At 71.9% G+C, this 14,680-nt stretch carries 10 protein-coding genes; 2 read left to right on the forward strand and 8 right to left on the reverse strand.

Features of this window, described 5'->3' with window-relative positions:
• Window positions 1-2: 2 nt before the first annotated feature.
• The 3 genes from Sdagh_RS12155 to nsdA all read right to left on the reverse strand — a co-directional run bounded on the left by Sdagh_RS12155 (window position 3) and on the right by nsdA (window position 3,487).
• Entirely contained in the window at window positions 3-341 is a 339-nt protein-coding gene (locus Sdagh_RS12155; RefSeq protein WP_189419686.1) for a P-II family nitrogen regulator, read from the reverse strand.
• Window positions 338-1,684, reverse strand: a complete 1,347-nt coding sequence (locus tag Sdagh_RS12160) for an ammonium transporter (protein ID WP_190077415.1) — start codon at window positions 1,682-1,684, stop codon at window positions 338-340. Before Sdagh_RS12160 ends, Sdagh_RS12155 begins: the two co-directional genes overlap by 4 nt.
• A 303-nt stretch (window positions 1,685-1,987) precedes the next feature.
• Window positions 1,988-3,487 (reverse strand): transcriptional repressor NsdA, encoded by a 1,500-nt coding sequence (nsdA, locus tag Sdagh_RS12165; RefSeq protein WP_189419690.1) that lies wholly within the window; start codon window positions 3,485-3,487, stop codon window positions 1,988-1,990.
• A 448-nt stretch (window positions 3,488-3,935) separates the two neighbouring features.
• Between nsdA and Sdagh_RS12170 the strand changes: the two genes are divergently transcribed.
• Window positions 3,936-4,601, forward strand: a complete 666-nt coding sequence (locus Sdagh_RS12170; protein ID WP_189419691.1) for a bifunctional DNA primase/polymerase — start codon at window positions 3,936-3,938, stop codon at window positions 4,599-4,601.
• A 295-nt stretch (window positions 4,602-4,896) separates the two neighbouring features.
• Here the strand turns inward: Sdagh_RS12170 and ftsY are convergent, their stop codons facing one another.
• Window positions 4,897-6,105: a signal recognition particle-docking protein FtsY gene (ftsY, locus tag Sdagh_RS12175; protein ID WP_190077416.1), complete on the reverse strand. Its 1,209-nt coding sequence runs from the start codon at window positions 6,103-6,105 to the stop codon at window positions 4,897-4,899.
• A 206-nt stretch (window positions 6,106-6,311) separates the two neighbouring features.
• On the opposite strand from ftsY, the gene Sdagh_RS12180 reads away from it, so the two are divergent.
• Window positions 6,312-7,757 (forward strand): cytosine permease, encoded by a 1,446-nt coding sequence (locus Sdagh_RS12180; protein WP_189419693.1) that lies wholly within the window; start codon window positions 6,312-6,314, stop codon window positions 7,755-7,757.
• A 570-nt stretch (window positions 7,758-8,327) separates the two neighbouring features.
• Here Sdagh_RS12180 and Sdagh_RS12185 read toward each other — a convergent pair.
• From Sdagh_RS12185 to Sdagh_RS12200, 4 genes are all read right to left on the reverse strand, one after another.
• Complete coding sequence (locus Sdagh_RS12185; protein ID WP_189419695.1) at window positions 8,328-9,746, reverse strand: sugar porter family MFS transporter; 1,419 nt, start codon at window positions 9,744-9,746, stop codon at window positions 8,328-8,330.
• 227 nt (window positions 9,747-9,973) lie between these two features.
• Complete coding sequence (smc, locus tag Sdagh_RS12190) at window positions 9,974-13,528, reverse strand: chromosome segregation protein SMC (RefSeq protein ID WP_189419698.1); 3,555 nt, start codon at window positions 13,526-13,528, stop codon at window positions 9,974-9,976.
• A 247-nt stretch (window positions 13,529-13,775) separates the two neighbouring features.
• Entirely contained in the window at window positions 13,776-13,979 is a 204-nt protein-coding gene (locus Sdagh_RS12195; protein WP_029384211.1) for a hypothetical protein, read from the reverse strand.
• A 378-nt stretch (window positions 13,980-14,357) separates the two neighbouring features.
• A complete protein-coding gene (locus Sdagh_RS12200; RefSeq protein WP_189419700.1) occupies window positions 14,358-14,639 on the reverse strand; it encodes an acylphosphatase in 282 nt (93 codons plus the stop codon).
• Window positions 14,640-14,680 lie beyond the last annotated feature (41 nt).

The following is a 14,680-nucleotide window of genomic DNA, read 5'->3' on the forward strand; positions in this document are numbered from 1 at the left end:
TGTCAGAGCGCGTCCGGGCCGCGCTCGCCGGTGCGGACCCGGACGGCGGTGTCGACCGGGATCGACCACACCTTGCCGTCACCGATCTTGCCGGTGCGGGCCGCCTTGACGACGACCTCGATGAGCTGTTCGGCGTCGTCGTCCTCGACCAGCACCTCGATGCGGATCTTGGGGACGAGGTCGACGGTGTACTCGGCGCCCCGGTAGACCTCGGTGTGTCCGCGCTGGCGGCCGTAGCCGCTGGCCTCGGTGACGGTCAGGCCGTGCACGCCGAAGGTCTGGAGGGCTTCCTTGATCTCGTCGAGCCGGTGCGGCTTGACGACGGCGGTGATGAGCTTCATGCGTCCACCTTCTTGCTCTGGGCGCCGGCGACGGGGGTGGCGGGCAGGGTGCCGGTGCGGGCGGCGCCGCCGCCGGCTCCGCTGAAGTCGTATGCGGTCTCGGCGTGCTCGGCCTGGTCGATACCGGTCACCTCGACGTCCTCGGACACCCGCATGCCGATGGTCCTGTCGAGGAGGAAGGCGAGGACGGCGGAGACCACCAGGGAGTAGGCGAGGACGCCGAAGACGCCGGCGCACTGCTTCCAGAGCTGGTCCAGGCCGCCGCCGTAGAAGAGGCCCGCGACGTCGGACTGGCCCTTGCCGGTGGCGAAGAAGCCGATGAGCAGGGAGCCGAGGATGCCGCCGACCATGTGGACGCCGACGACGTCGAGGGAGTCGTCGTAGCCGAACTTGTACTTCAGTCCGACGGCCATGGCGCAGACGACGCCGGCGATCAGGCCGATGGCGATGGCGCCGAGCGGGGAGACGGCGCCGCCCGCCGGGGTGATGGCGACCAGGCCGGAGACCGCGCCGGAGGCGGCGCCGAGGGTGGTGAAGGCGCCGTGCCGGATCTTCTCGTAGGCGAGCCAGCCGAGGACGGCGGCGCCGGTGGCGACCTGGGTGTTGACGAACATCAGCGCGCCGACGCCGTCGTCGTTGCCGAGCCAGGAGCCGGCGTTGAAGCCGAACCAGCCGAACCAGAGGAGCCCGGCGCCGAGCATGACCAGCGGCAGGCTGTGCGGGCGCATCGGGTCCCGCTTGAAGCCGACGCGCTTGCCGATGACGAGGATGACGCCGAGGGCCGCGGCACCGGCGTTGATGTGCACGGCCGTACCGCCGGCGAAGTCGATGACGCCCAGCTCGAAGGCCCAGCCGCCGGCGCCCCAGACCCAGTGCGCGACCGGGAAGTAGACGACGGTGACCCACAGGGCGACGAAAAGCGCCCAGGCGGTGAACTTGACGCGGTCCGCGAGGGCGCCGCTGATCAGGGCGGGCGTGAGGATCGCGAACATCATCTGGAAGACCAGGAAGACGAAGACCGGGATCGTGTAGCCGTCCCAGAGTTCGGTGAGGCCGATGTTGCTCAGACCCACCCAGTCGGAGTTCCAGCCGATGAGCGAGCCGGAGTCCGTGCCGAACGCCATGGAGAAGCCGTAGAGCACCCACAGGACGGTGACGATGCCGAGGCTGATGAAGCTCATCATCAGCATGTTCAGGGTGCTCTTGACCCGGACCATGCCTCCGTAGAAGAAGGCCAGGGCGGGGGTCATGAGCATCACCAGGGCGGAACAGATGAGCATGAACCCTGTGTTGGCGGCAGAGAGCGTGGGCGCCTCTGCGGCAAGGGTGATGGCTGGTGCCATCGGCGTCTCCTCGTCGTTGGTACGGCCCCGTGCGGGCGAAGCCTGGGCGGAATGAGGGGTGGGCCGGTTATGCGCCATGAGATTGGCGCAGCGCGGTTTCGGTGGGCGCCCCTCGTTGTTTCGCCGCCGTGACGAAGAGGTCGTGCGTGTTACGTGCCGGTGAACTGCCTGATCTCGCCGCGCCCGATCGTTATCGTGGCGCAACCTGCCGCGGGCCGGCCGCGGCGGCCCTCCGGTGACCTGGCATGGGGGAGCCGAGTCGGGCGGTTCGGGAGGGCCGGCCGCGGCCGGGGTCTTCGGGGGTCAGACGGCTTCGGCGGTCTCGGGCAGCTCCTTGGCGAGCAGGTCGGTGAGGTCGACGACCTCGGCCAGTCCGCCGAAGTCGCGTACGGCCGTGTCGACGGTCTTGCGGATGCGGGTGTTGACGCGTTCGGAGCGGACCTTCTTGGCGATGCCGATGGCGTCGGTGGCGAGGGCCGCGCTCTGCTCGGGCTCGCGGCGCAGCAGGTGCACGGTGGCCAGTCCGATCAGGTTGAGGGCGTAGGACCGCTGGTGCTCGTCGTCCTCGGCGAAGAGGTCGACGGCCTGTTTCATCAGGGGTTCGGCGAGCGAGGCGTAGGCGGGGCTGCGGCCGGCGACGTAGGCGAGGTCGCGGTAGGAGTGGCTGTTCTCGCCGTGCAGTTCGGCCTCGGAGAAGAAGCGGATCCAGTCGGGGTCCGGCTCGTCCCATTCGTCGGCCTCGGCGAAGATGTCCTCGGCCATCCGCACGGCCCGCTTGGTCCGGCCGGGCTGCCCCATGTTGGCGTAGGCGCGGGCCTCCATCGCATACAGCATGGACTGGGTGCGCGGGCTCGCGCAGTCCCGGCTGCCGTACTGGGCGAGGTGGATCAGTTCCAGCGCGTCGTCGGGCCGGCCGAGGTGGATCATCTGGCGGCTCATGCTGGAGAGGATGTACGAGCCGAGCGGCCGGTCACCGGCCTCCTTGGCGGCGTGCAGCGCGAGCACGAAGTACTTCTGCGCGGTGGGCTGGAGTCCGACGTCGTACGACATCCAGCCGGCCAGTTCGGCCAGCTCGGCGGCGACCTTGAACAGCGTGGCGCGGGTGGCGCCCGGCTGGGGTTCCTGGAGGAGGTCGGTCACCTCGTGGAGCTGGCCGACGACGGCCTTGCGGCGCAGGCCGCCGCCGCACTGGGCGTCCCAGCGGCGGAACATGACGGTGGTGGTCTCCAGCAGGTCCAGCTCGGGCTTGGAGAGCCGGCCGCGGGCGCGGCCCGCGGCCGGTTCGGGTTCCGGGGCGGCGGCGGGCTGGTTGGGCACGAGCCAGCGCTGCATGGGCTCGATGAGGGACGGGCCCGCGGAGAGGGCCAGCGAGGTCCCGAGGAAGCCGCGGCGCGCCAGCATGAGGTCGCTGCGCGAGAACTCGCTGAGCAGGGCCACCGTCTGCGGGCCGGTCCAGGGCAGGTCGACGCCGGTAGCGGAGGGCGTGGGGCGGGAGGCGCGCAGGCCCAGGTCCTCGGCGGAGACGGCGACGCCGAAGCGCTCGGAGAACAGCTCGGACAGGATGCGGGGGATCGGCTCGCGGGGGTTCTCGCCGTCCAGCCAGCGGCGGACGCGGGAGGTGTCCGTGGAGATGTGGCTGGCGCCGAGCCTGCGGGCCCGGCGGTTGACCTGCCGGGCCAGCTCGCCCTTGGACCAGCCGCTGCGCACGAACCAGGAGGTGAGCAGCTCGTTGGGGCGCTTCTCGGTGGGTCCTGGGGGTCCGGGGTGCCCAGCGCCCGTTCCGCCACCGCCGTTGCCGCTCACGGGAACGCCCCCATTCCTTCAAGACCGCCTGTCGCCGAGTGCGCCAAGCCTTACCAGAATGCCGGTGTTCGGACCGTCCGTCCCACAGTTGTCACTCTTCGAACGGAAAGCCGACTTGCCTCCGGCATAGGCACCGGCGCATGTGCCCCCAGGCAGCATGCACACAAAGTAATCCTACGATCACGCACGCGGCCATGGCGATTCGGCAAACGCCACGATTCGCCACCCCTTCGCGTGAACTCCCGGTGGCGACCTCACGATTCACTTGACGCAGGCCACCCGGGAACGGATGCAACGGCGTGCGTCAGGGGCGTGCGGCGTCGAGTGCACCACCCTGCGTGCTTCCAGACGCCGTCTGAAACGTCCGGCGCTGGGGAGGTGGGGTACAGAGAGTCACGGCGCGCGTCCGTTTCGTAACCAGCGGTGCGCCCGACCCGTTGGAGGGGGCATGGGCTTCACGATCGGCAGCAGTCGGGGAATGCGTGACCTCCGGACCGTCGCTCGGCGCCGCGGCCGCTCCTCGGAGTGCACCGCCGTGGCCGAGTTCACCGGTCTGTGGGGGTGGGACGTGGTGCCGGGGGCGCGGGCCGCCGAGGGCGTCTGCTCCTGCGGGCGCGCCGACTGCCGGGCGCCGGGCGCGCACCCGCTGGACTTCGCGCCGGAGGTGCCCGCCGGGTCGACGCTGGACGAGGTGACCGAGGCGTGGGCGGGGTTCCCGGGGGCCTCGGTGCTGCTGCCGGTGGGCCGGAGCTTCGACGTGATCGAGGTGGCGGAGTCGGTGGGCTGCCGGGCGTTGGCCCGGCTGGAGCGCATGGGGCTGCCGGTCGGCCCGGTCACCGCGACCCCGCAGGGCCGCGCCCACTTCTTCGTCGCCGTCGGCGCCGCCGCCGAGCTGCCCCGGCTGCTCTACCGGATGGGCTGGGACGCCCCGTCCGCCCTCGACCTGCGGGGCCTCGGCCGGGGCAGGTACATCACCGCCCCGCCCTCCGACCACGGCGGCCGGGGCCCGGCGCGCTGGCTGCGCCCGCCGGGCCTGGACTCGGCGACACGGCCCCCCGAGGCGCGACTTCTGCTGGGCACCCTGGCGTACGTGGCGCACCGGTCACGGGCGTAGCCCGCCGTTCCGGTCACGGGCGCAGCCCGGTGCCGGCTGCGGGCGCGACCCCGGGGCCGGTCATGGGCACAGCCCCCGTTCCGGTCATGGACGCAGCCCCGGTGCCGGTCGCGAGCGCGACCCCGGGACCGGTCATGGGCACAGCCCCCGTTCCGGTCACGGACGTGACCCCGTTGCGGTGACGGGCATGACCTCCGCGGCGGTCGCGGGCACGGCCTCCGTGTGAGATGCCGGAAGCGCCCGTCCCCCGGTGCTGGGGGCGGGCGCTTCCGGCGTGCGGCTGCGGGGAGCCGGTTCAGTCACCGATCAGCGCGTCGACGAACGCCTCCGGCTCGAACGGCGCCAGGTCGTCGGCGCCCTCGCCCAGGCCGATCAGCTTCACCGGCACGCCCAGCTCCCGCTGCACGGCGATCACGATGCCGCCCTTGGCGGTGCCGTCGAGCTTGGTGAGCACGATGCCGGTGATGTCGACGACCTCGGCGAAGACCCGGGCCTGGATGAGGCCGTTCTGGCCGGTGGTGGCGTCGAGCACGAGCAGCACCTCGTCCAGCGGCGCGTGCTTCTCCACGACCCGCTTGACCTTGCCCAGCTCGTCCATGAGGCCGGTCTTGGTGTGGAGCCGGCCGGCGGTGTCGATGAGGACGACGTCGGAGCCGATCTCCTTGCCCTCCTTGACCGCGTCGAAGGCGACGGAGGCGGGGTCGCCGCCCTCGGGGCCGCGCACGGTGTGGGCACCGACCCGCTCGCCCCAGGTCTGGAGCTGGTCGGCGGCGGCGGCGCGGAAGGTGTCGGCGGCGCCCAGGACGACACTGCGGCCGTCGGCGACCAGGACCCGGGCGAGCTTGCCGGTGGTGGTGGTCTTGCCGGTGCCGTTGACCCCCACGACCATGACGATGCCGGGCTTGCCGGTGGCGGGCTCGGTCCTGACCACGCGGTCCATCTCGGGGCCGACCAGCGTGATCAGCTCCTCGCGCAGCAGGGTGCGCAGTTCCTCGGGGGTGCGGGTGCCGAGGACGCGGACGCGCTCGCGCAGCCGGTCCACCAGTTCCGTGGTGGGCTGCACGCCGACGTCGGCGGTGAGCAGGGTGTCCTCGATCTCCTCCCAGGTCTCCTCGTCGAGGTGCTCTCGGGAGAGCAGCGTGAGCAGGCCCTTGCCCAGCGCGTTCTGCGAACGGGAGAGGCGGGAGCGGAGCCGGACCAGGCGGCCGGCGGTGGGCTCGGGCACCTCGAGGCGGGGTACTTCGAGCTCTTCGACGACGGGCGGCTCGGCGACGGTGGCGCCGCCGCCGTCCGGGAGGTCGACCTCCTCTATCGTCCGGCGCGTTTCGTCGCGCGGTGTCTCGGCCTCTTCGCCGACGTGCGGTTCGGTCGGAGGGGCGGTGATGTCGGGGGCGGCGGGCGGCGGCTTCGGCAGCTGCTTCTTGCGGCGGCTGCCCACGACCAGCCCGCTGAGCGCGCCGATCACGACCACGGCGATGACTACAGCAAGGATGAGGATGTCCATAACGGCTCCAGTATCAGTCATGGCCCCCGCCGGTCAGGGACCCGCGGCACACCCCGTCCGGCACTTCCTCCAAGGGACAAAGGTCACTGGAGGGGCGCGATGGGAGCAAAGTACGATGGCGGGGCCCGCAGCGACGCGCGTAGAACCCCGACCGCCGCCCGCCCTCCCCCACGAGGCACGGGCCCTTCGAGGCACGGACCCCCCACATGAGCGAAACCGCCGCCGCGACCGACGGCGCCCTGGAGACCCGCGGCATCGAGCAGGTGCCGGACCACGAGCGCACCGCCCGCGTCCGCGGGCTCTTCCCGACCTGGGTCGGCGCCAACATCAGCGTGCTGCTGCTGACGATGGGCGCGAGTCTGGTCGTCGCCTACCGGCTCGGCTTCTGGCAGGCGGTGGTGGTCGGGGTGTGCGCGCCCGTCGTCTCGTACGGGCTGGTGGGGCTGGTCGGCATCGCCGGGAAGCGGGGCGGGGCGCCGGGGATGGCGCTGTCCCGGGCGGTGTTCGGGCAGCGGGGCAATCTGCTGCCGGGCGCCCTGATCTGGGTGGCCCGCTGGGGCTGGGAGACGATCAACGCGGTGACCGGCGCGTACGCGCTGCTCTCGGTCCTCGACATCCTCTTCGGCGTACGGGCCGACGCGGCCTGGGACATCGTGACGCTGCTGGCCTTCGTGGCCGCGACGTTCGTGATCTCGGGGCTGGGCATCAACGCCGTACGGAAGTGCAACACGTACGCGGCCTACCTCTTCGGCGCCTTCTCGGTGCTGGTGCTCGGGTACCTGGTCGCGGAGACCGACTGGTCGGCGGTGTTCGGGCGGCCCGCGGGGACGGTGGCCGCGATGGTCACGGGTGTCGGGCTGATCGCGGCGGGCGGCGTCAGCTGGATCCCGACCGCGCCTGACTTCACGCGCTATCTGCCGCGTACGGCGTCCGCGAAGGGGATCGTGGGGGTGACGGTCGGCGGCGCGGGCATCGTCGTGCTGCCGATGGTCCTGATGGGCTCGGTGATGGCGGTCTCCACGCCCGACCTGGCCTCCGCCGCCGACCCGGTGTCCTTCCTGGGTGAGATTCTGCCGACCTGGATCGCGGTGCCGTACCTGCTGATCGCGCTGATCGGCATGCTGCTGATCAACGCGATGTCGATGTACTCGGCGGGGTTCACCGCGCAGACCCTCGGCTTCCGGGTGCCGCGCCACTGGGCGGTCTCGGTGAACGCGGTGATCTCGCTGGTCCTCGGCGGGGTGCTGATGCTGGCCGCGACCAGCTTCCTCGGCTCCTTCACCGCGTTCCTGTCGCTGCTGGCGGTCGCCTTCTCCGCGTGGGTCGGCGTGTTCGGCGCGGACATGCTGCGGCGCCGGGAGTACGACGGGACGGCCCTGGCCGACACGACCCGGAGCAGTGCCTACTGGTACCGGGGAGGCTTCTCCCCCGCCGCGGTGGCCGCCTGGGCGGCGGGGCTGGCGGCGGGCCTGCTGTTCACCACGTCGGACTGGTTCACCGGCCCGCTGGCCGGCAACAACGTGGTCGGGGAGTACGGCCTCGGCTGGGTGGCGACGGTCCTGCTCTCCGGCCTCCTGTACCTGACCCTGCCCAAGCCGGCGGTCCCGCCGGCGCGGCCCCGGACCGAGGAGCCCGAGCCGCCGAGCGCCTGACGGCCCCTTTCCTCCGCGCCCCTCTCCCCGCACCCGTCGCTCTCGCACGACGCGGGCGGGCCCGATGCCGACCGGGGGCCGCGGACGGTGCCCGTGAACGGTGACCCGAGACCCCTGGCCGCGGACGGTGCCCGTGAACGGTGACCCGAGACCCCTGGCCGCGGACGGTGCCCGTGAACAGTGCCCCGAGACCCCTGGCCGCGGACGGTGCCCGTGAACGGTGACCCGAGACCCCTGGCGGGGGCGCGTCCCCGTCGGCCGGGGAGGGCGGGCGCGGGCCGATGTCCGGTCCGGGGCGCGTTCCTGGGGCCCGGCAGCGACCGCGCCGGTCGGAAAGAGGCCGGCCGACACGTCGGTGCCGGGCCCCTGACGCCACCGAGCGCGTGCCCCGCGGGCGGGCCCGGACGCGGACCCGGCGTCCGGGGCCGTCGATGCGGCCCTCCGGACCAGCCTTCGCCTCCGAAGAACCGCCGCCCCCGTCCCGGCGGGAACCGGGACGGGGGCGGCGGTACGGCACGAGGAGAGGGGCAGCGGGGACTTGGCCCTTCTCCTCGAACTCGGGGAGGGCGGTCAGCCCATTTCCTCCAGGGCCTTGCCCTTCGTCTCCTTGACGAACTTCAGGACGAAGGGGATGGAGAGCGCGGCGAACACCGTGTAGATCACGTACGTGCCGGAGAGGTTCCAGTCGGCCAGCGACGGGAAGCTCGCCGTGATGGCCCAGTTGGCGATCCACTGCGCGCAGGCGGCCACGCCCAGCGCGGCGGCGCGGAGCCGGTTGGGGAACATCTCGCCGAGCATGACCCAGACGATGACACCCCAGGACAGGGCGAAGAAGAGGACGAAGACGTGGGCGGCGATCAGGGCGACCCAGCCCTGGGTGGCCGGGAGCTTGCCGTCGACCAGGTGGGCGGAGAACGCCCAGGCCTCCAGCGCCAGGCCGACGACCATGCCGACGGAGCCGATGATGGCGAGCGGCTTGCGGCCGACCCGGTCCACGAAGATCATCGCGATCACGGTGCCGATGATGTTGATGATCGACGTCGTGAAGGAGTAGAAGAACGAGTCGGTGGGGTCGACGCCGACCGACTGCCACAGCGTCGAGGAGTAGTAGAACGCGACGTTGATGCCGACGAACTGCTGGAAGACCGACAGGCCGATACCGATCCAGACGATCGGCTTGAAGAAGAAGCTGCCGCCGAGGAGTTCCTTGAAGCTGGCCTTCTCCTCCCGGTGCATCGCCGTCTCGATCTCGTTGATGCGCGCGTCGAAGTCGACGTTGGTGCCCTCGACCTCTTCGAGGATCTTGCGGGCCTTGTCGCGCTTGCCGACCGAGATCAGGAAGCGGGGCGACTCGGGGATGGCGAAGGACAGCAGGCCGTAGAGGACGGCCGGGATCACCATGACGCCGAGCATGACCTGCCAGGCCTCCAGGCCCATCAGCTCACCGCGCTGGTCACCGCCGGCCGCGTTCAGCAGACCCCAGTTGACCAGCTGCGACACCGCGATGCCGACGACGATCGCGGCCTGCTGGAAGGAGCCGAGCCGGCCGCGGTAGGCGGGCGGGGAGACCTCGGCGATGTAGGCCGGGCCGATCACCGAGGCCATGCCGATGGCGAAGCCGCCGATGACCCGCCACATGGCCAGGTCCCACAGCGCGAACGGCAGCGCCGAGCCGATGGCGCTGACGGTGAACAGGACGGCGGCGATCTGCATGCAGCGGATGCGGCCGATGCGGTCGGCGATGCGGCCGGCGGTGGCCGCGCCGATGGCACAGCCGATCAGCGCGATCGCGATGACCTGGGCCAGCAGCGCTGAACCGACGTCGTAGCGGTCCCGGATGGCCTCGACGGCGCCGTTGATGACGGAGCTGTCGTAGCCGAAGAGGAAACCGCCCATCGCGGCCGCCGCCGCGATGAAGATGACGTGCCCGAGATGATCGGGGTGAGCCGTTCTGGCTCCTGACTTGGGTGCCTCAGCGGTGCTGGTCACGTGTACTCCTCGGGCCACCGGCAACGCTGCCGGGGTGGATCACCCTTCGAGGACCGTCGGAAGGTTCCTGAAGGTAAAAGCAACGTTGCAGAGACTATGCCTTCAAGTTTCGAAGTCAATAGGACAGTAGGTGTGAGCTACGAGACGTTCTACCCCGAAACAAGCGAAGGATGGCGAGGGAGGAAAGATCAGGAGCATTCACTTCTTGAAGGTAATGAGGGCTCGGCCTACCGCAGTCGCTGGCTGATGACCTTCGACACGCCGTCACCCTGCATGGACACGCCGTACAGCGCGTCGGCGACCTCCATCGTCCGCTTCTGATGCGTGATCACGATCAGCTGGGACGCTTCCTGGAGTTCCTGCATGATCCGGATCAGCCGTTGCAGGTTGGTGTCGTCCAGCGCCGCCTCGACCTCGTCCATGACGTAGAACGGGCTCGGCCGCGCCTTGAAGATGGACACGAGCAGCGCCACCGCGGTCAGCGAACGCTCCCCGCCGGAGAGCAGCGACAGCCGCTTGACCTTCTTGCCCGGCGGCCTGGCCTCGACGTCCACGCCCGTGGTGAGCATGTTGCCGGGGTCGGTCAGCACCAGCCGGCCCTCGCCGCCGGGGAACAGGCGGCCGAACACACCCTCGAACTCTCGGGCGGTGTCCCGGAAGGCCTCGGTGAAGACCTGCTCGACGCGCTCGTCGACCTCCTTGACGACCTGGAGCAGATCGGTGCGGGTCTTCTTCAGGTCCGCCAGCTGCTCGCTGAGGAACTGGTGCCGCTCCTCCAGCGCCGCGAACTCCTCCAGCGCCAGCGGATTGACCTTGCCGAGCTGCTGGTAGGCCCGCTCGGCGGCCTTCAGCCGCTTCTCCTGCTCGTCCCGCCGGTACGGCCGGGGCCGGTTGCGCGGGTGGTCCGGGTCGTCGGGGAGTTCCTCGCCCTGGGCGGGGGGCGAGGGCGGCACCGCCTGGTGCGGCCCGTACTCGTCCACCAGTGCTGTCGGTTCCACACCGAGTTCCTCCAGCGCCTTGGTCTCCAGCTGCTCGATCCGCAGCCGTTTCTCGGCGCCGAGTACCTCACCCCGGTGAACTGAATCCGTGAGTTTGTCGAGCTCGGCCTTGAGGTCACGGCCCGCGGTCCGGGCCGCTTCCAGCTCCCGCTCGTGCCGTGCCCTCGCCTCCTCCGCGGCGGCCCGCTCCCGCTCGGCGCGGGCGAGGGAGACCTCGACGTGCGCCAGCAGCTGGCGGGCGCCCGAGGCGACGGCCCCGGCGACGGACGCCTCATCGCGCAGCCGGGCGCGCCGCTGCTCGGCACGCGCGCGTGCCTCGCGTTCGGCGCGGGCGGCGCGGTCCAGCGAGTCGGCCCGGCCGGCCAGGGCCCTGACCCGTTCCTCGTGCGTACGGGCCTGGAGGCGGGCCTCCATCTCGGTCTGCCGTGCGTTGGCCCCGTCGGCGGCGAGCCGGTCCCGGCGGGAGGTGTCGGGTTCCTCGTCGACCGGCATCTCCTCGGCGACGGCCAGCCGCTCGGTGAGTTCCTCCACTTCCGTCAGGGCCCTGTCCAGTGCCTCCTGCGCCCGGTCGGCCGCCGCGGCGGCGCGTTCCGCCTCGCCGGCCGCGCCCCGGGCCTGTCCGGCGAGCCGGCCGAGCTGCTGGGCGACGGCCGACTTCTCCCGGTCGGCGGCCCGGCGCCGCTCCCCCAGTTCCTCGACGAGCGCGGCGCACTCCCGGCGCCGCTCCCCGGCGGCCTCCTGGGCGCTCGCCAGCTCCGCGCACCGCACGTCCAGCTCCGCCAGCTCGGCGGCGGCCTGGTCGACGGAGGCCTGTACCTCGATGAGGCTGGGCGCCCCGGCCGAACCGCCCTGCGCGAGGTGCGCGCCGAGCAGGTCGCCCTCGGCGGTGACGGCGGTCAGTCCGGGCCGCGCGTACACGAGCTCCTCGGCGTCCTCCAGCGTCTCCACGACGACGATCCCGCGCAGCAGCCGCCGTACGGCGGGCATCAGCTCCGCCGGCCCCCGCACCAGCTCGGCGGCGTACGGCGGCCCGTCGCCCCGGGAAGCGTGCGGTACGTCCTCGGCGGCGCCGGCGATCAGCAGCGCGGCCCGCCCGGCGTCCTGCTTGCGCAGCAGGCGCAGGGCGTCGGCGGCGGCGGCCGGGGAGGACACGGCGAGGGCGTCGGCGGCGGCGCCGAACGCGGCGGCGAGCGGAACCTCGTGGCCCGGTGTGACGGTGAGCAGACCGGCGGCCGGGCCGAGCAGCCCGGTCAGCCGGTCGCGGGCGGCGAGCAGCGCGCCGGTGCCGTCCTTGCGGCGCAGGCCCAGTGCCAGGGCGTCGTGCCGGGCCCGGGTAGCGGCGCGGGTGCGTTCGGCCGCGCCGGTCGCCTCGCGGGCGGCGTTCAGGGCGGACTCGGCCCCGGCCAGCTCCCGCTTGGCCGTCTCGTGCCGTGCGGCGAGTTCGTGGTCGCCGGCGTCGAGTCCGTCGACCTCCGCCTGGAGCGCCTCGTACTCCTCCTGGGCGGCGGCGGCGCGTTCCCGGGACTCGTCCCGGGTCGCGGTGAGCCGTTCTATCTCCGCCTGCGCGGCGGCGGCCCGGGAGCGGGCGGCGCCGACCTGGCCGCTGAGCCGGGCGAGGCCCTCGCGGCGGTCGGCGAGGGCGCGGGCGGCGTCCTTGAGGCGGCGTTCCTCCGCGGCCAGCTCGCGTTCGAGCTCGGCGCGGTGGGCGACGGTGTCCTCCAGGGCGCGCCGGGCCGCTTCCAGGGCGGCCTCCAGCTCGGCCTCCTGCTCGCGGACCCGGGCGGCCTCGCGTTCCAGGTCCTCCGGGTCCCGGCCGCGCCGTTCCTCCTCGGGCGCCGAGGTGGCGCTCTTGACCCGGGCCTCGGCGAGCGAGACGGTGCCGCGCACCCGTTCGGCGAGCTGGGACAGCTCGTACCAGGTCTGCTGGGCGCGCGTCAGGCGCGGGGCGAGCCGGCGCACCTCGTCCTCCAGCAGCGCCTCACGGCGCAGCGCCCGGCGGAGGTCCTCCTCGGCGGCCTCCTTGCGTTCCTTCAGGGCGGCCTCGTCGGCGATCTCGGCGGCGAGTGCCTCCCGCAGCCGTACGAGGTCGTCGGCGAGGAGGCGCAGCCGGGCGTCGCGCAGGTCGGCCTGGATGACGGCGGCCCGGCGGGCGACGGCGGCCTGCCGGCCGAGCGGTTTGAGCTGGCGGCGCAGTTCGTCGGTGAGGTCCTGCACACGGGCGAGGTTGGCCCTCATCGCGTCCAGCTTCCGCAGCGCCTTCTCCTTGCGCTTGCGGTGCTTGAGGACGCCGGCCGCCTCCTCGATGAAGGCGCGGCGGCCCATGGGGTCGGCGTGCAGGACGGAGTCGAGCTGGCCCTGGCCGACGATGACGTGCATCTCGCGGCCGATGCCGGAGTCGGAGAGGAGTTCCTGGATGTCGAGGAGGCGGCAGGTGTCGCCGTTGATCTGGTACTCGCTGCCGCCGTTGCGGAACATGATCCGCGTGATGGTGACCTCGGCGTACTCGATGGGCAGCGCCCGGTCGGAGTTGTCGATGGTCAGGGACACCTCGGCCCGGCCGAGCGGCGGGCGGCCGGTGGTGCCGGCGAAGATGACGTCCTCCATCTTGCCGCCGCGCAGCGACTTGGCGCCCTGTTCGCCCATGACCCAGCTGAGCGCGTCCACCACATTGGACTTGCCCGAGCCGTTGGGTCCGACGACGCAGGTGATCCCCGGCTCGAACCGGAGCGTGGTCGCGGAGGCGAACGACTTGAACCCGCGCAGGGTCAGGGCCTTCAGGTGCACGCCGCCCGACATTACCTCCCGGGTCCGTCCCACTCCATGAACGCCGAGGCGCCCGCGGTTTCACCACTGAACGCGCAGGGCACATCAGACGTTGAAGAAGGTGAAAGGTCGCGGGGGAGAGCGGCGCGACGACGCGGGAGGGCAAGAAAGAAGGGACGCCGAAGCGTCCCTTGCAACTCTGAGCAACCTGGCGGTCGTACGGGCAGCCAACCGCTGCCCGTGCTGTGTCGTGGTGCGGTGGCAGTGATCAGGTGAGCGCAGGCTCCGCCTGGTGTGCGTCAACGCTCTCCATGATCCTGTCGTGGGACGCGGCAGCTGCCAGTGCGTCGTTCTCCGCCTGGATTCGTACGAGCTCCGATTCCAGGTCCTGGACACGCTGCTGGAGCCGTCGCATCTCGGCGAGGAGTCGCGGGTCGGAGCCGCCGACGTAACCGAGAAGCGCCTTTGCCATGATGGATGGTCCTCCACAATGAGTGACCGACCGATGCGGTGTGGGTCGTGAGGGATTCGCACCCGCGGTGCTTGGCATATGCGTTTTTGCTGCCGTTCAACCATGCCAAACAGCTAAGGTGCGCGGGGCTTTCAGAGTCTCACCAAAAAGTTTGACGGTCAACACGATCACGCCCCGTATCGACGCACGACCCGGGGAGCGCGGCCTCGGAACGGCGGCGCTTCGACCTCTGCGGGCCCCTGGGGGCGTGGCGCTGATCCTGCCGTGCGGAGCCGCCCATGGCAAGCGATTCTCGGCAACCACCTGCTTCTTTACCCTCCGGGCGGCTCCCACAGGGCGGTCGCACGGGTCCCCCGGGTGCCACCCGGAGGGGCGGGGTCAGCGGATGGCGAAGCCGTCGTAGCCGCCGCGGGGTGTGTCCCAGATCTCGGTGACACCGTCCACGCGGCCGGGCGTGTCGGCGCCGCGCAGCCAGTCCAGGAGCCCCTCGCACCGCTCCCGGGGCCCCTCCGCGACCACCTGGACGCGTCCGTCGCCCAGATTGAGAGCAAAACCACTCAGGCCGCCCAGCTCCAGGGCGCGCGCCCGGGTGAACCAGCGGAAACCCACGCCCTGGACGCGTCCGCGCACCCAGGCGACCAGCCGTACATCCTCGCTCATGACCGCAACCTAACGGGCCGATGTCCCGATGGTCACACCCT

Source organism: Streptomyces daghestanicus, assembly GCF_020521275.1.
Taxonomy (GTDB): domain Bacteria; phylum Actinomycetota; class Actinomycetes; order Streptomycetales; family Streptomycetaceae; genus Streptomyces; species Streptomyces griseoviridis.